This window comes from Pseudomonas sp. MYb2, assembly GCF_002979955.1.
GTDB lineage: Bacteria > Pseudomonadota > Gammaproteobacteria > Pseudomonadales > Pseudomonadaceae > Aquipseudomonas.
This window is the reverse complement of the sequence record NZ_PCQC01000021.1, coordinates 1-16257: the sequence shown is the minus strand read 5'-3', so window position 1 is coordinate 16257 and position 16257 is coordinate 1. Positions and strand designations below refer to the sequence as shown.

Here is a 16257-nt window from a genome sequence, read left to right as displayed (position 1 = left end):
GTCTTGCAAGAAAAGCAAAATGGCAGGAACGAATTCCCGCCAAATTTAGGGGATCAAGAGTCTAAAGAGGATCTTGTCCCCAGTCAAGGCAAGGCCCCGACCTCCCCGCCCCCCGAACCTCGACAAATTGTCTCGATTCGATGAACGGAGCGATCAGGGCCTTACGCTCATTTATCGCAGAACTCAGTTACCGCTCGAGTTCAGCGCTTCGGTCAGTGCAGCTTCCACTTCACTGGCGCTTACGCGCAACGGCTTGTCTGCTTCACGACGACGCTTGCGCTCGCTGTGATATGCCAGGCCGGTACCTGCCGGGATCAGACGACCCACGACAACGTTTTCTTTCAGGCCGCGCAGGTAATCGCGCTTGCCGGTGACTGCCGCTTCGGTCAGTACGCGGGTGGTTTCCTGGAAGGAAGCCGCCGAGATGAACGATTCGGTGGACAACGACGCCTTGGTGATACCCAGCAGAACGCGAGTGTACTTGGAGACGAACTTGTCTTCGCCGCCCAGACGCTCGTTCTCTACCAGTACGTGAGTCAGTTCCATCTGGTCGCCCTTGATGAAACTGGAATCGCCGGATTCAGCGATTTCAACTTTACGCAACATCTGACGCAGGATGGTCTCGATGTGCTTGTCGTTGATCTTCACGCCTTGCAGACGGTAAACGTCCTGGATCTCGTTAACGATGTACTTGGCCAGCGCGCTCACACCCAGCAGACGCAGGATGTCGTGCGGATCGCTCGGGCCGTCGGAGATAACTTCGCCGCGGTTGACCTGCTCACCCTCGAACACGTTCAGGTGACGCCACTTCGGAATCAGCTCTTCATACGGATCGCTACCATCGTTCGGGGTAATAACCAGACGGCGCTTGCCTTTGGTTTCTTTACCGAACGCGATGGTGCCGCTGACTTCAGCCAGAATCGACGCTTCTTTCGGACGACGAGCTTCGAACAAGTCGGCAACACGCGGCAGACCACCGGTGATGTCGCGGGTCTTCGAAGTTTCTTGCGGGATACGCGCGATAACATCACCGATCGCGATCTTCGCACCGTCCGCAACACCGACCAGGGCGTTGGCTGGCAGGAAGTACTGAGCGATAACGTCAGTGCCTGGCAGCAACAGATCCTTGCCGTTGTCGTCGACCATCTTCACTGCTGGACGGATTTCCTTGCCCGCAGCTGGACGATCTTTCGCGTCGAGTACTTCAATGTTGGTCATACCGGTCAATTCGTCAGTCTGACGCTTGATCGTGATGCCTTCTTCCATGCCCACGTAGGTCACGGTACCTTTCATTTCGGTAACGATCGGGTGAGTGTGCGGATCCCACTTGGCCACGATTGCGCCAGCGTCGACCTTGTCACCCTCTTTAACCGAAATCACAGCACCGTACGGCAGCTTGTAACGCTCGCGCTCACGACCGAAGTCATCAGCGATGGCCAGCTCACCGGAACGGGACACAGCCACCAGGTGACCATCCACTCGCTCAACGTGTTTCAGGTTGTGCAGACGGACGGTACCGCCATTCTTCACCTGAACGCTGTCGGCTGCGGAAGTACGGCTTGCCGCACCACCGATGTGGAACGTACGCATCGTCAGCTGGGTACCAGGCTCACCGATGGACTGGGCAGCGATAACGCCGACCGCTTCACCGATGTTCACCTGGTGACCACGAGCCAAGTCACGACCGTAGCACTTGGCGCAAATGCCATAGCGGGTTTCGCAGCTGATCGGCGAACGCACGATCACTTCGTCGATGCTGTTCAGCTCGATGAACTCGACCCACTTCTCGTCTACCAGAGTGCCGGCAGGAACGATAACGTCCTCGGTACCTGGCTTGAATACGTCACGGGCAATAACACGACCCAATACGCGTTCACCCAACGGCTCTACAACGTCACCGCCTTCAATGTGCGGAGTCATCAGCAGACCGTGTTCGGTGCCGCAATCGATCTCGGTTACAACCAGATCCTGCGCCACGTCTACCAGACGACGAGTCAAGTAACCGGAGTTCGCAGTTTTCAACGCGGTATCCGCCAGACCTTTACGAGCACCGTGAGTGGAGATGAAGTACTGAAGTACGCTCAAACCTTCACGGAAGTTCGCAGTAATCGGCGTTTCAATGATGGAACCGTCCGGCTTGGCCATCAGACCACGCATACCGGCCAGCTGACGAATCTGTGCTGCGGAACCCCGCGCACCCGAGTCAGCCATCATGTACATCGAGTTGAAAGACTCTTGATCGACTTCAACGCCGTGACGGTCGATAACCTTCTCTTTCGAGAGGTTGGCCATCATTGCCTTGGAAACTTCGTCGTTCGCTTTCGACCAAAGGTCGATCACTTTGTTGTACTTCTCGCCCTGGGTTACCAGGCCGGAGGCGTACTGGCTCTCGATCTCTTTCACTTCGTCGGTGGCAGCACCGATGATGCGGGCTTTCTCATCCGGGATAACGAAGTCGTTAACACCGATGGAAACGCCGGAGATGGTCGAGTAAGCGAAACCGGTGTACATCAACTGGTCAGCGAAGATCACGGTCTCTTTCAAACCAACCACGCGGTAGCACTGGTTGATCAGCTTGGAGATCGCCTTTTTCTTCATCGGCAGGTTGACGACGTCGTACGACAGACCTTTTGGCACAACCTGGAACAGCAGCGCACGGCCGACAGTGGTGTCGACGATACGGGTACCGCTCACGCTGTTGCCGTCACGGTCATTGACGGTTTCGTTGATACGAACCTTAACCTTGGCGTGCAGTGCGGCTTCGCCGGCACGGAACACACGGTCAACTTCCTGCAGATCCGCGAACACACGGCCTTCGCCTTTGGCGTTGATCGCTTCACGAGTCATGTAGTACAGACCCAATACAACGTCCTGCGACGGAACGATGATTGGCTCACCGTTGGCTGGCGACAGAATGTTGTTGGTCGACATCATCAACGCGCGCGCTTCCAACTGGGCTTCCAGTGTCAGCGGTACGTGCACGGCCATTTGGTCGCCGTCGAAGTCGGCGTTGTACGCGGCGCAGACCAGCGGGTGCAGCTGGATAGCCTTACCTTCGATCAGTACCGGTTCAAACGCCTGGATACCCAGACGGTGAAGGGTCGGTGCACGGTTGAGAAGAACCGGGTGTTCGCGAATCACTTCAGCGAGAACGTCCCAAACCTCTGGCAGTTCGCGCTCGACCATTTTCTTGGCCGCTTTGATGGTGGTCGCGAGACCACGCATTTCCAGCTTGCCGAAAATGAACGGTTTGAACAGCTCGAGAGCCATCTTCTTCGGCAGACCGCACTGGTGCAGACGCAGGGTCGGGCCTACGGTAATTACCGAACGACCGGAGTAGTCAACACGCTTACCGAGCAAGTTCTGACGGAAACGACCTTGCTTACCCTTGATCATGTCGGCCAGGGATTTCAGAGGACGCTTGTTCGAACCGGTGATAGCGCGGCCACGACGACCGTTGTCGAGCAGAGCATCGACAGCTTCCTGCAACATACGCTTTTCGTTGCGCACGATGATGTCCGGAGCGGACAGATCCAGCAGGCGCTTCAAACGGTTGTTACGGTTGATCACTCGACGATACAGATCGTTGAGGTCGGAAGTCGCGAAGCGACCGCCGTCCAGCGGGACCAGTGGACGCAGATCTGGCGGCAGAACCGGCAGAACGGTCAGCACCATCCACTCCGGCAGGTTGCCGGAACCCTGGAAGGCTTCCATCAACTTCAGACGCTTGGACAGCTTCTTGATCTTGGTTTCGGAGTTGGTTTGCGGAATTTCTTCGCGCAGACGGCCAATCTCGTGTTCCAGGTCGATAGCGTGCAGCAGTTCACGGACAGCTTCAGCACCCATGCGGGCGTCGAAGTCGTCACCGAACTCTTCCAGCGCTTCGAAGTACTGCTCGTCGTTCAGCAGCTGACCTTTTTCAAGGGTGGTCATGCCTGGATCGATAACGACATAGCTCTCGAAGTAGAGAACGCGTTCGATATCACGCAGGGTCATGTCCATCAGCAAGCCGATACGGGACGGCAGCGATTTCAGGAACCAGATGTGGGCAACTGGCGAAGCCAGTTCGATGTGCGCCATGCGCTCACGACGAACCTTGGCCAGTGCAACTTCAACGCCGCACTTCTCGCAGATCACACCACGGTGCTTCAAGCGCTTGTACTTACCGCACAGGCACTCGTAATCCTTTACCGGGCCAAAGATCTTGGCGCAGAACAGGCCGTCACGCTCAGGTTTGAACGTACGGTAGTTGATGGTTTCCGGCTTTTTAACTTCACCGAACGACCATGAGCGGATCATCTCAGGCGAGGCCAATCCGATACGGATGGCGTCGAACTCTTCGACTTGACCCTGGTTTTTCAGCAAATTCAGTAGGTCTTTCAAGGCCTTTCCTCCTGGCGGAGCAGAGAGCGGGCAATCCTGCCCCGCTCTCGATTCGCGTCACGTGTTATTCGGTTTCCAGATCGATATCGATGCCGAGGGAACGAATTTCCTTGATCAACACGTTGAAGGACTCGGGCATGCCCGGCTCCATACGGTGATCGCCATCCACGATGTTTTTGTACATCTTGGTACGGCCGTTCACATCGTCCGACTTCACTGTGAGCATTTCTTGCAGAGTGTAAGCAGCACCGTATGCTTCCAGTGCCCAGACCTCCATCTCCCCGAAACGCTGACCACCGAACTGCGCCTTACCACCCAGCGGCTGCTGGGTAACCAGGCTGTACGAACCGGTAGAACGCGCGTGCATCTTGTCGTCTACCAAGTGGTTCAGCTTCAGCATGTACATGTAGCCAACGGTAACTGGACGCTCGAACTTGTTGCCGGTACGGCCGTCAGTCAGCTGCATCTGGCCGCTTTCCGGCAGGTCTGCCAGTTTCAGCATGGCCTTGATTTCGCTTTCCTTGGCGCCGTCGAACACTGGGGTGGCCATTGGAACACCGCCACGCAGGTTCTTCGCCAGATCCAGGATTTCCTGATCGGAGAAGCTGTCCAGATCTTCGTTGCGACCGCCGATCTGGTTGTAGATCTCGTCCAGGAAGGTGCGCAGCTCAGCAACTTTACGCTGCTCTTCGACCATCCGGTTGATCTTCTCGCCCAGACCTTTGGCCGCGAGGCCCAGGTGGGTTTCAAGGATCTGACCAACGTTCATACGCGAAGGTACGCCCAGTGGGTTGAGAACGACGTCGACCGGGGTGCCATTGGCATCGTGCGGCATGTCTTCAACCGGCATGATCACGGAGACCACACCTTTGTTACCGTGACGACCGGCCATCTTGTCGCCCGGCTGGATGCGACGACGGATTGCCAGGTAAACCTTGACGATTTTCAGCACGCCTGGAGCCAGGTCATCGCCCTGCTGCAGTTTGCGCTTCTTGTCTTCGAACTTGTCGTCCAGCAGACGGCGACGATCAACGATATAGGCCTGAGCCTTCTCGAGCTGCTCGTTCAGAGCATCTTCAGCCATGCGCAGTTTGAACCACTGACCATGCTCAAGACCGTCGAGAACTTCGTCGGTGATGTCCTGACCTTTCTTCAGACCAGCGCCGCCTTCAGCCTTGTGGCCTACCAGAGCAGAGCGCAGACGTTCGAAAGTAGCGCCTTCAACGATACGGAACTCTTCGTTCAGATCCTTGCGGATCTCGTCCAGCTGGGACTTCTCGATCGACAGTGCACGAGCATCACGCTCAACGCCGTCGCGGGTGAAGACCTGTACGTCGATGACAGTACCTTTGGTACCGGTAGGTACACGCAGGGAGGTGTCTTTAACGTCGCTGGCTTTTTCACCGAAGATTGCGCGCAGCAGTTTTTCTTCCGGAGTCAGTTGGGTCTCGCCTTTCGGAGTGACCTTACCGACCAGGATGTCGCCTGCGCCGACTTCAGCACCTACGTAAACGATACCGGCTTCGTCCAGTTTGTTCAGTGCAGCTTCACCCACGTTCGGGATGTCTGCAGTGATCTCTTCAGGCCCAAGCTTGGTGTCACGCGCCACACAGGTCAGTTCCTGAATGTGGATCGTGGTGAAACGGTCTTCCTGAACCACACGCTCGGACAGGCAGATGGAGTCTTCGAAGTTGAAGCCGTTCCATGCCATGAACGCGATGCGCATGTTCTGACCCAGCGCCAGTTCACCCATGTCGGTGGACGGGCCGTCGGCCATGATGTCACTACGCTGAACGCGATCACCCTTGCTCACCAGCGGACGCTGGTTGATGCAGGTGTTCTGGTTCGAGCGGGTGTATTTGGTCAGGTTGTAGATGTCGACACCAGCTTCGCCGGTTTCAACTTCGTCATCAGCAACACGAACCACGATACGGCTGGCGTCGACGGAGTCGATCACGCCGCCACGACGAGCCACGACGCAAACGCCGGAGTCACGGGCTACGTTACGCTCCATGCCGGTACCTACCAGCGGCTTGTCAGCACGCAGGGTCGGTACAGCTTGACGCTGCATGTTCGAACCCATCAACGCACGGTTGGCGTCGTCGTGCTCGAGGAACGGAATCAGCGACGCCGCAACCGAAACTACCTGCTTCGGCGAAACGTCCATCAGGGTGACTTCTTCAGGCGCCTTGACGGTGAATTCGTTCAGGTGACGTACGGCTACCAGTTCGTCGATCAGGACTTTCTGGTCATTCATGGTCGCCGAAGCCTGCGCGATCACGTGATCGGCTTCTTCAATGGCGGACAGGAACACGATCTCGTCGGTGACCACACCCTCTTTCACCACGCGGTACGGGCTTTCCAGGAAGCCGTACTGGTTGGTGCGAGCGTACGCAGCCAGGGAGTTGATCAGGCCGATGTTCGGACCTTCCGGCGTTTCAATCGGGCATACGCGACCGTAGTGAGTCGGGTGTACGTCACGAACTTCAAAGCCTGCGCGCTCACGAGTCAAACCGCCAGGGCCGAGTGCAGAAACACGACGCTTGTGGGTGATCTCGGACAGCGGGTTGTTCTGGTCCATGAACTGCGAGAGCTGACTGGAACCGAAGAACTCTTTCACCGCCGCAGCCACTGGCTTGGCGTTGATCAGGTCTTGCGGCATCAGGCCTTCGCTTTCAGCCATCGACAGACGCTCTTTGACCGCACGCTCAACACGTACCAGGCCAACGCGGAACTGGTTCTCGGCCATTTCGCCTACGCAGCGAACACGACGGTTACCCAAGTGGTCGATGTCATCGACGATGCCTTTACCGTTACGGATGTCGACCAGAGTCTTCAGTACCGCGACGATGTCTTCCTTGCACAGCACGCCCGAACCTTCGATCTCGGTACGACCGATACGACGGTTGAACTTCATCCGGCCGACCGCAGACAGGTCATAGCGCTCAGGGCTGAAGAACAGGTTGTTGAACAGGGTTTCGGCAGCGTCCTTGGTTGGCGGCTCGCCTGGACGCATCATGCGATAGATCTCGACCAGCGCTTCCAATTGGTTGCTGGTGGAGTCGATCTTCAGCGTGTCGGAAACGAACGGACCGCAGTCGATGTCGTTGGTGTACAGAGTTTCGATGCGAACAACGCCGGACTTGGCAATTTTTGCCAGGACCTCGGTGTTCAGCTCGGTGTTGCACTCTGCCAGGATTTCGCCGGTAGCCGGGTGCACGATGACCTTGGCGGTAGTACGGCCCAGGACGTAGTCCAGAGGTACTTCCAGAGTCTTGATACCGGCTTTTTCGATCTGGTTGATGTGGCGCGCGGTAATACGGCGGCCCGCTTCAACAATGACCTTGCCCTTCTCGTCCTGAATGTCCAGAACCGCAATTTCACCACGCAGACGCGAAGCAATCAGTTCCAGGCTGAGGGTTTCGCCGCTCAGGTGGAAAACGTTGGTGGTGTAGAAAGCGTCCAGCACTTCTTCAGTGGTGTAGCCGAGCGCGCGCAGCAGTACCGATGCCGGCAGCTTGCGACGACGGTCGATACGCACGAACACGCAGTCTTTCGGGTCGAACTCGAAGTCCAGCCACGAACCGCGGTAAGGAATGATGCGCGCGGAGTACAGCAGTTTGCCGGAGCTATGCGTCTTGCCGCGGTCGTGGTCAAAGAACACGCCCGGGGAACGGTGCAGCTGGGAAACGATTACACGCTCGGTACCGTTGATTACGAAGGTACCGTTCTCAGTCATCAGGGGGATTTCACCCATGTAGACTTCTTGCTCTTTGATGTCCTTGATCGCTTTGTTCGACGATTCTTTGTCGAAAATGATCAGGCGCACTTTTACCCGCAAAGGTACGGCGAAAGTTACACCGCGCAATACGCATTCTTTGACATCAAATGCCGGTTCGCCCAAGCGATAACCGACGTACTCCAGCGCAGCATTGCCGGAGTAGCTGATGATCGGGAAAACGGATTTGAAGGCCGCATGCAGGCCCACGTCGCGGAACTGATCTTTAGTCGCTCCCGCTTGCAAGAATTCACGATACGAATCCAGCTGGATGGCCAGGAGGTAAGGCACATCCATGACGTCCGGCAACTTGCTAAAGTCCTTGCGGATACGTTTTTTCTCAGTATATGAGTAAGCCATCAGCGTTCCCCAGCTTGGTCACCTGCTTGTTTGGCCCCTCCCGACGGGAGCAGCCAGAAAATCGTGCAAACCCCATGGTTTGCGCCACCGCATCGGGTGGTTACAGCGCCTTTATCAGCACCGACCCAGTCGGCTGCCAATAACGGAAAAAGGCCGGTGGCAAGAGCCACCAGCCATCAGCCTGTCGCTTGACGCTCGGGCTGGAGGAGCAAAGTCGATACTTATTTCAGCTCGACTTTAGCGCCTGCTTCTTCCAGCTTCTTCTTGGCGTCTTCAGCAGCTTCTTTCGAAACGCCTTCAGCTACAACCTGAGGAGCGCCGTCTACTTTCTCTTTGGCTTCTTTCAGGCCCAGACCGGTCAGTTCACGAACTGCCTTGATCACGTTAACCTTCTTCTCGCCGGCTTCCAGCAGAACAACGTTGAACTCGGTTTGCTCTTCAACAACAGCGGCAGCAGCAGCTGGACCAGCCGAAGCAGCGGCAGCGGATACGCCGAACTTCTCTTCCATTGCCTTGATCAGCTCAACGATTTCCAGAACCGATTTTTCGCCGATTGCGTCGATGATTTGTTCGTTAGTCAGAGACATGACTTATTTCCTGAATTGGGGGATAGCCTGGAGGCCATCGAAATAAACAAAAATACGCGAGAGAGGAAACGCTCAGCCTCAGGCTGCAGCAGCTTCTTTCTGGTCGCGAAGTGCCGCCAGAGTACGAGCCAATTTGCTGGTAGCGCCTTGAATCACGCTCATCAGCTGGGAAATTGCTTCGTCACGGGTCGGCAGGCTTGCCAGAACGTCGATCTGATTAGCTGCGAGGAACTTGCCCTCGAACGCAGCTGCCTTGATCTCGAACTTGTCCTGACCTTTAGCGAACTCTTTGAACAGACGAGCAGCAGCGCCCGGGTGTTCGTTGGAGAATGCGATCAAGGTCGGGCCGGTGAACACGTCGTTGAGAACACTGTATTCAGTGTCAGCAACAGCGCGCTTGAGCAGGGTGTTACGTACAACACGTACGTAAACGCCAGCTTCACGAGCCTCTTTACGGAGTCCGGTCATTGCGCCTACTGTTACGCCACGTGCATCAACCACGACAGCGGACAGAGCGACTTTGGCAGCCTCGTTGACTTCAGCGACGATGGCCTTCTTGTCTTCGAGATTAATTGCCACGGGTTTAACTCCTGCTTGTTACCGTTTCATTCGATCGGAACCGAATGTCGTTTTGGTGTCTGATTCGGTAAGGAACCGGGAGCACCATCTGCGTAGGCTGATGGTTTAAGACTTGCGTCGCCTACGGTCTTGGATAGCCCCCGCCAGGCAGGGACCCCAATCTTTCAATTGGCGCGAAAACAATCGCGCCAACCTTTGTCTTACGCGTCCAGCGAGCTCTGGTCGATAACCAGACCTGGGCCCATAGTGGTGCTCAGGGTAACGCGCTTGACGTAAATACCTTTCGAGGAAGCTGGCTTGATACGCTTCAGATCAGCGATCAGGGCTTCAACGTTTTCCTTCAGTTTGACGGCGTCGAAGCCCATCTTGCCAACGGAAGTGTGAATGATGCCGTTTTTGTCGGTGCGATAACGAACCTGACCAGCTTTAGCGTTTTTAACCGCGGTAGCTACGTCTGGAGTTACGGTACCAACCTTAGGGTTAGGCATCAGACCACGTGGGCCGAGGATCTGACCCAGCTGACCTACAACGCGCATGGCATCCGGGGATGCGATCACTACGTCATAGTTCAGGTCGCCGCCTTTCATTTCGGCAGCCAGGTCGTCCATACCTACGCGATCAGCGCCGGCAGCCAGAGCGGCTTCAGCAGCCGGACCCTGGGTGAACACAGCAACGCGAACAGTCTTGCCAGTGCCGTGCGGCAGCACAGTAGCGCTACGAACGACCTGGTCGGATTTACGCGGGTCTACACCCAGATTTACAGCAACGTCGAACGACTCGCTGAACTTGACAGTCGACAGCTCAGCCAGCAGGGCAGCAGCGTCTACAATATTGTAGGCCTTGCCTGCTTCGATTTTGCCGGCGATAGCCTTTTGACGCTTGGTCAGCTTAGCCATTACACACCCTCCACGTTAAGGCCCATGCTACGAGCAGAACCGGCGATAGTACGCACGGCTGCATCCATATCAGCTGCAGTCAGATCCGCGTTTTTGGTTTTCGCGATTTCTTCCAGCTGAGCACGGGTAACAGTGCCAACCTTAACGGTGTTCGGACGAGCGGAACCGCTGGTCAGACCGGCCGCCTTCTTCAGCAGAACCGAAGCAGGGGTGGATTTGGTTTCAAAAGTGAAGCTACGGTCGCTGTAGACAGTGATGATCACTGGAGTCGGCAGACCTGCTTCAAGACCCTGAGTACGGGCGTTGAAAGCCTTGCAGAATTCCATGATGTTCACGCCGTGCTGACCCAGAGCAGGACCAACAGGTGGGCTTGGGTTAGCCTGAGCGGCCTTCACTTGCAGCTTGATGTAAGCGGTAATTTTCTTGGCCATGAGGCACTCCAATTACGGGTTCGAACGCCTCGAAAGGCTCCCCGGTTACTTGCGCGTTTATCCCAGTGACGACAAAACCCCACAGCCTAGGGCTGCGGGGTTGGGATGCTTGTCCAGTTAGACCTTTTCGACCTGACTGAACTCCAACTCTACCGGGGTAGAGCGACCGAAAATGAGCACTGCCACTTGGATCCGGCTCTTTTCGTAGTTAACTTCTTCAACGACGCCATTGAAATCAGCAAATGGACCATCATTGACTCGCACCGTTTCACCTGGCTCGAAGAGAGTCTTCGGCTTAGGCTTGTCGCTACCATCAGCAACACGACGCAGAATTGCTTCCGCCTCTTTATCGGTGATTGGCGCAGGCTTATCAGCAGTACCGCCGATAAAACCCATCACCCGAGGAGTATCCTTGACCAAGTGCCAAGTACCCTCATTCATATCCATCTGAACCAGCACATAGCCTGGAAAGAACTTTCGTTCGCTTTTGCGTTTCTGGCCATTACGCATTTCAACCACTTCTTCAGTGGGAACCAGAATCTCGCCGAAGCCATCTTCCATGCCAGCCAGCTTTACGCGCTCGACGAGCGAGCGCATTACATGCTTCTCGTAACCCGAGTAAGCATGCACAACGTACCAACGCTTAGCCACGGGACACCCTTAGCCGACAATCAAGGAAACAAGCCAGCCGAGCAGGGAATCAAGACCCCACAACAGCAACGCCATAACCAGAACAACAGCCACCACGATAAGGGTGGTCTGCGTGGTTTCTTGGCGAGTTGGCCACACGACTTTACGAATTTCGGTGCGAGCTTCCTTAACCAGTACAAAGAAAGACTTGCCCTTCGCCGTTTGCAAGCCTACAAAGGCAGCTACAGCAGCAATGACAAGCAATGCGAGTACACGGTACAGGATCGGCGAAGCAGAGTAATACTGATTGCCAACAACGCCAACAACCACCAAAGCGACTACTACAAGCCACTTGAGCAGATCGAAGCGAGAGCCTTGAGCTTCAGCTTTAGGAGTCATCTATGAAGATCCTGTGAAAAGAAAGCCAGACACACGAAGTGAATCTGGCAGGTCAGGAGGGAATCGAACCCCCAACCTACGGTTTTGGAGACCGTCGCTCTGCCAATTGAGCTACTGACCTAAAACAAAATCAGGCCGACCATTATGCCGGCCCGAAAAAGACATTACAACAACTTACTCGATGATTTTAGCTACGACGCCAGCGCCGACGGTACGACCGCCTTCACGGATAGCGAAACGCAGACCATCTTCCATCGCGATGGTTTTGATCAGGGTAACAGTCATCTGAATGTTGTCACCTGGCATTACCATTTCAACGCCTTCTGGCAGCTCGCAGTTACCAGTCACGTCAGTAGTACGGAAGTAGAACTGTGGACGGTAGCCTTTGAAGAACGGAGTATGACGACCGCCTTCTTCCTTGCTCAGAACGTAAACTTCTGCGGTGAACTTGGTGTGCGGCTTAACGGTACCCGGCTTAACCAGAACCTGACCACGCTCAACGTCGTCACGCTTGGTGCCACGCAGCAGTACGCCGCAGTTCTCGCCAGCACGACCTTCGTCGAGCAGCTTGCGGAACATTTCAACACCAGTGCAAGTAGTCACGGTGGTGTCACGCAGACCAACAATTTCCAGAGGATCCTGAACGCGAACGATACCGCGCTCGATACGACCAGTCACAACAGTACCGCGACCAGAGATCGAGAACACGTCTTCGATTGGCATCAGGAACGGCTTGTCGGTCAGACGTACTGGTTCTGGGATGTAGCTGTCCAGAGTTTCAACCAGCTTCTTGACGGCAGTGGTGCCCATCTCGTTGTCGTCTTTGCCTTCCAGAGCCATACGAGCCGAACCGATGATGATTGGAGTGTCATCGCCCGGGAAGTCGTAGGTGGACAGCAGGTCGCGAACCTCCATCTCAACCAGTTCCAGCAGCTCAGCGTCGTCTACCAGGTCAGCCTTGTTCAGGAAAACCACGATGTACGGAACGCCAACCTGACGGGACAGCAGGATGTGCTCACGGGTTTGAGGCATCGGACCATCAGCGGCCGAGCAAACCAGAATAGCGCCGTCCATTTGAGCAGCACCGGTGATCATGTTCTTCACATAGTCAGCGTGACCTGGGCAGTCAACGTGAGCGTAGTGACGGATCTTCGAGTTGTACTCAACGTGTGCGGTATTGATGGTAATGCCGCGTGCTTTTTCTTCCGGAGCGCTGTCGATCTTGTCGAAGTCAACGATTGCCGAACCGAAAACCTCGGAGCAAACGCGAGTCAGAGCAGCAGTCAAAGTGGTTTTACCGTGGTCAACGTGACCAATGGTCCCAACGTTGACGTGCGGCAGGGAACGATCAAATTTTTCCTTAGCCATCGATATCACCCTTAACAGAAGAATTGAGCAAACAACATTAGCCATTAAAACAAAGGCAGATATTTTCATATCTGCCTTGTTATATGGAGCTCTTGAGCGGATTTGAACCGCTGACCTCACCCTTACCAAGGGTGTGCTCTACCAACTGAGCTACAAGAGCGAAACACTTTGCACAACCTGCAAACTTGGAGCGGGTAGCGGGAATCGAACCCGCATCATCAGCTTGGAAGGCTGAGGTTCTACCACTAAACTATACCCGCGGAGCCTGCAGCTCACGCTTAAATCTGGTGGAGGGAGAAGGATTCGAACCTTCGAAGTCGTAGACGTCAGATTTACAGTCTGATCCCTTTGGCCGCTCGGGAACCCCTCCTAATCAGGCCGGCATTCTATATCATGCCAAGCCCCTGTCAAGCATTTTCTCATTTAAAAACCTGAGCTTAGCTGCATTGACACCGCTTCACTTTGAAACCCCGTCTGGGTCTTCACTGTGGAGCGGGCGCCATTCTATGCAAACTATTCGGCAGGTGCAACCCCCTCACACAGCATTATTTTATGTTTTAACTCATTGAATTCCTTGGAAAGGTTTTGCAATTGCACACTCCCCAACAAACGCTGGCTCTCAGGCGCAACAGACAGCCAATAACCCGCCCCCAAAGCCCCCTTCGACGAGGACTGCCCATTAACCCCCATTTCAGCCAAACGCTGCTGAAGAGCTGAAATCGACTCCTGTCGAGTAAAGCCCCCGAGAAAGAGGCACTCTTGGCGCCGCGCCCCCTGCACCTCCCGTACATCACCGGTCGTCTCACTCAGTAGGCGAATATCCTGCTGCGAACCCCGATACAAACTAAGAGGCGTCACATCCTTTGCCCGCAAGGGCGCCTCCTGCTGATGCCAGACATAATAGAAAACATTGAGAACCAGAAGCAGGAGGAACAACCAACGCATACAAACCTCAGGACAAAGGACAAGCCATAGCCAGCCCCACAAACACCAGGTCCGGAACGATTCTGGCCTCAGGAACAACACCTGCAACCAGATCAGCATCACCACCGGTTATAAAGACAGCGAAGTCAGCCCCCCAATAGGAGCGCGCCATTTCCAGCTGCGTCAATACGAAGCCTCGCAACATCAATGAACACCCACGCTCTACCGCCTCAACGGTAGTCCGCCCCGGCGCGTTACTGGACAGCGCCCGTTCAGCAGCCAAATCCCCATAACGAATCTTTCGGGTATGAGTACGCAACTGGTTTCGCATCAGCGGCATTCCAGGACAAATAAAGCCGCCCAGATGCTCGCCATCAGCCGCGATAAAATCAGCAGTTACCGCCGTACCGAAATCCAGTACCAGGCAAGCACTTCCCGAAGACAGGTGAAACCCACCCAGCATCGCCAGCCATCGATCAAGCCCAAGGCGCTCATAGTCTTCGTAACCATTTCTAACGCCTGACATTTCGCGAGCAGATTTCGCGCACACCACCGAAATACCGAATTCCCGCTCAATAATTTCGATCAGAGCGCCGGTTTCTTCACTGGTCCTTACACTGACCAGTCGACATTTACGCAGACAAAGCCGGTCAAACGCCCGCAAACTCTCAAGCAGCGCCAAATCAGAGTCGACGACCCCTTCCGAGACCAGGCCGCCGACCGTGGCATTCAGCACGCGCCATTTTATAAAGCTGTTTCCGCAGTCGAGCTCAAGAATCATCACGCAACCTCAGGCTGAGCTCACCACCACTAAATACTCTTTCCACGCCGTTCACCCTCAAGCGCAGAGCACCTTGATTATCAATTCCGAGCACCACACCATCTATGTGACTGGCACCGGCAATCAACGATACCGATCGCTCCTGCCACAAGTGATTCGCCTCCCATTCCGCCCGAAGGACCGAAAAACCACTCACCTGATGACACCGAATGTAGGCGTCCAACTGATTACTCAGCTCAGCCACCAAAGCATTACGATCGCAGCTACTGCCAGACTCAAGTCGAATAGATGTCCACTGCTGATCGACCTCATCAGCAACCTGCATATTCACATTGATACCGATACCCAGCACCACATGACAGACATCGGCGGGGTCGCCAACGAGTTCAAGCAGAATGCCGGCAATTTTCTTGTTACCCACCAGAACATCATTGGGCCATTTCAAACCGGCATTTACCACGCCAAATCTTCGCAGCGCCTGCATCACAGCCAACCCTACAACAAGACTCAACCCTTCGAGCTGGCGCATTCCACCATCGATTCGAAGGACAAGGCTGTAATATAGATTTTCAGCAAACGGACTGACCCACTTACGACCTCTGCGGCCGCGGCCAGAAACTTGCCGCTCTGCAAGCACCAAAAACGGCGCCAGACTGCCTTGACCAATAGAACGCAATGCTTCGGCATTAGTCGAGTCGACCGAATCCAGAACGGTCACCGGCCAATCCGGTGCCATTGTCGATATCTTTAGAGAGTCGAGCAGCATTAATGGCGATGCCAGTTGATAGCCCCGCCCCCGGACTTTATGGATAGACAAACCCAGCTCAGCCTCTAGATGCTGAAGCTGCTTCCATACTGCACTTCGACTTATTCCCAGGGCCTCGCCCAGATCCTGACCAGAATGGAAACGCCCATCCTTCAGAAGATTCAACAACGTCAGCATGCAGGTCTCGCCTCACAATGAGGCCCGAATAATAGCCATGCCCCGCGCCGTTGCATAGAAATCAAGCAAGCGCTTTTCTAACGAGCAAAACAAAACCCCAACTGCTTTCGCAATTGGGGTTTCGGAATTTAATCTTGACGATGACCTACTCTCACATGGGGAAACCCCACACTACCATCGGCGATGCATCGTTTCACT

Annotated in this window: 12 protein-coding genes and 4 tRNA genes; all 16 read right to left on the bottom strand. The window is 55.1% G+C overall.

The window, feature by feature from the left end; translation table 11 throughout:
* Positions 1-183 precede the first annotated feature (183 nt).
* On the bottom strand, positions 184-4383 hold the full coding sequence (rpoC, locus tag CQ009_RS25275; RefSeq protein WP_016984189.1) for a DNA-directed RNA polymerase subunit beta': 4200 nt from the start codon (positions 4381-4383) through the stop codon (positions 184-186).
* 64 nt (positions 4384-4447) lie between these two features.
* The gene (gene rpoB, locus CQ009_RS25270) at positions 4448-8521 is read right to left on the bottom strand and encodes a DNA-directed RNA polymerase subunit beta (protein ID WP_064392269.1); all 4074 of its coding nucleotides are present in this window, start codon (positions 8519-8521) and stop codon (positions 4448-4450) included.
* Between the two features lie 221 nt (positions 8522-8742).
* Entirely contained in the window at positions 8743-9108 is a 366-nt protein-coding gene (rplL, locus tag CQ009_RS25265; protein WP_007916477.1) for a 50S ribosomal protein L7/L12, read from the bottom strand.
* Between the two features lie 78 nt (positions 9109-9186).
* Positions 9187-9687 (bottom strand): 50S ribosomal protein L10, encoded by a 501-nt coding sequence (gene rplJ, locus CQ009_RS25260; protein ID WP_007916479.1) that lies wholly within the window; start codon positions 9685-9687, stop codon positions 9187-9189.
* Between the two features lie 200 nt (positions 9688-9887).
* Positions 9888-10583, bottom strand: coding sequence for a 50S ribosomal protein L1 (rplA, locus tag CQ009_RS25255; protein WP_007916481.1), 696 nt, complete (start codon positions 10581-10583; stop codon positions 9888-9890).
* On the bottom strand, positions 10583-11014 hold the full coding sequence (rplK, locus tag CQ009_RS25250; RefSeq protein WP_003228756.1) for a 50S ribosomal protein L11: 432 nt from the start codon (positions 11012-11014) through the stop codon (positions 10583-10585). Before rplK ends, rplA begins: the two co-directional genes overlap by 1 nt.
* Positions 11015-11131: 117 nt before the next feature.
* Entirely contained in the window at positions 11132-11665 is a 534-nt protein-coding gene (nusG, locus tag CQ009_RS25245; RefSeq protein ID WP_007916492.1) for a transcription termination/antitermination protein NusG, read from the bottom strand.
* Between the two features lie 9 nt (positions 11666-11674).
* Positions 11675-12043, bottom strand: a complete 369-nt coding sequence (gene secE, locus CQ009_RS25240) for a preprotein translocase subunit SecE (RefSeq protein WP_007916493.1) — start codon at positions 12041-12043, stop codon at positions 11675-11677.
* Positions 12044-12088: 45 nt separating this feature from the next.
* Positions 12089-12164: transfer RNA gene (locus CQ009_RS25235), tRNA-Trp, on the bottom strand.
* Between the two features lie 53 nt (positions 12165-12217).
* Positions 12218-13411, bottom strand: coding sequence for an elongation factor Tu (tuf, locus tag CQ009_RS25230; protein ID WP_064392265.1), 1194 nt, complete (start codon positions 13409-13411; stop codon positions 12218-12220).
* Positions 13412-13495: 84 nt separating this feature from the next.
* Positions 13496-13571: transfer RNA gene (locus tag CQ009_RS25225), tRNA-Thr, on the bottom strand.
* Between the two features lie 26 nt (positions 13572-13597).
* A tRNA-Gly gene (locus CQ009_RS25220) sits at positions 13598-13671 on the bottom strand.
* 25 nt (positions 13672-13696) lie between these two features.
* Positions 13697-13781 (bottom strand) — tRNA-Tyr (locus tag CQ009_RS25215).
* 143 nt (positions 13782-13924) lie between these two features.
* Entirely contained in the window at positions 13925-14356 is a 432-nt protein-coding gene (locus CQ009_RS25210) for a hypothetical protein (RefSeq protein WP_064392271.1), read from the bottom strand.
* Positions 14357-14363: 7 nt separating this feature from the next.
* Complete coding sequence (locus tag CQ009_RS25205) at positions 14364-15116, bottom strand: pantothenate kinase (protein WP_105709065.1); 753 nt, start codon at positions 15114-15116, stop codon at positions 14364-14366.
* Complete coding sequence (birA, locus tag CQ009_RS25200; RefSeq protein WP_105709064.1) at positions 15106-16059, bottom strand: bifunctional biotin--[acetyl-CoA-carboxylase] ligase/biotin operon repressor BirA; 954 nt, start codon at positions 16057-16059, stop codon at positions 15106-15108. Before birA ends, CQ009_RS25205 begins: the two co-directional genes overlap by 11 nt.
* Between the last annotated feature and the right edge of the window lie 198 nt (positions 16060-16257).

Coding starts and splice junctions, on each gene's coding strand:
- birA (WP_105709064.1), bottom strand. CDS start 16,059: ATGCTGACGTTGTTGAATCTTCTGAAGGATGGGCGTTTCCATTCTGGT.
- secE (WP_007916493.1), bottom strand. CDS start 12,043: ATGACTCCTAAAGCTGAAGCTCAAGGCTCTCGCTTCGATCTGCTCAAG.
- tuf (WP_064392265.1), bottom strand. CDS start 13,411: ATGGCTAAGGAAAAATTTGATCGTTCCCTGCCGCACGTCAACGTTGGG.
- rplL (WP_007916477.1), bottom strand. CDS start 9,108: ATGTCTCTGACTAACGAACAAATCATCGACGCAATCGGCGAAAAATCG.
- rplK (WP_003228756.1), bottom strand. CDS start 11,014: ATGGCCAAGAAAATTACCGCTTACATCAAGCTGCAAGTGAAGGCCGCT.
- CQ009_RS25210 (WP_064392271.1), bottom strand. CDS start 14,356: ATGCGTTGGTTGTTCCTCCTGCTTCTGGTTCTCAATGTTTTCTATTAT.
- CQ009_RS25205 (WP_105709065.1), bottom strand. CDS start 15,116: ATGATTCTTGAGCTCGACTGCGGAAACAGCTTTATAAAATGGCGCGTG.
- rplA (WP_007916481.1), bottom strand. CDS start 10,583: ATGGCTAAGCTGACCAAGCGTCAAAAGGCTATCGCCGGCAAAATCGAA.
- rpoB (WP_064392269.1), bottom strand. CDS start 8,521: ATGGCTTACTCATATACTGAGAAAAAACGTATCCGCAAGGACTTTAGC.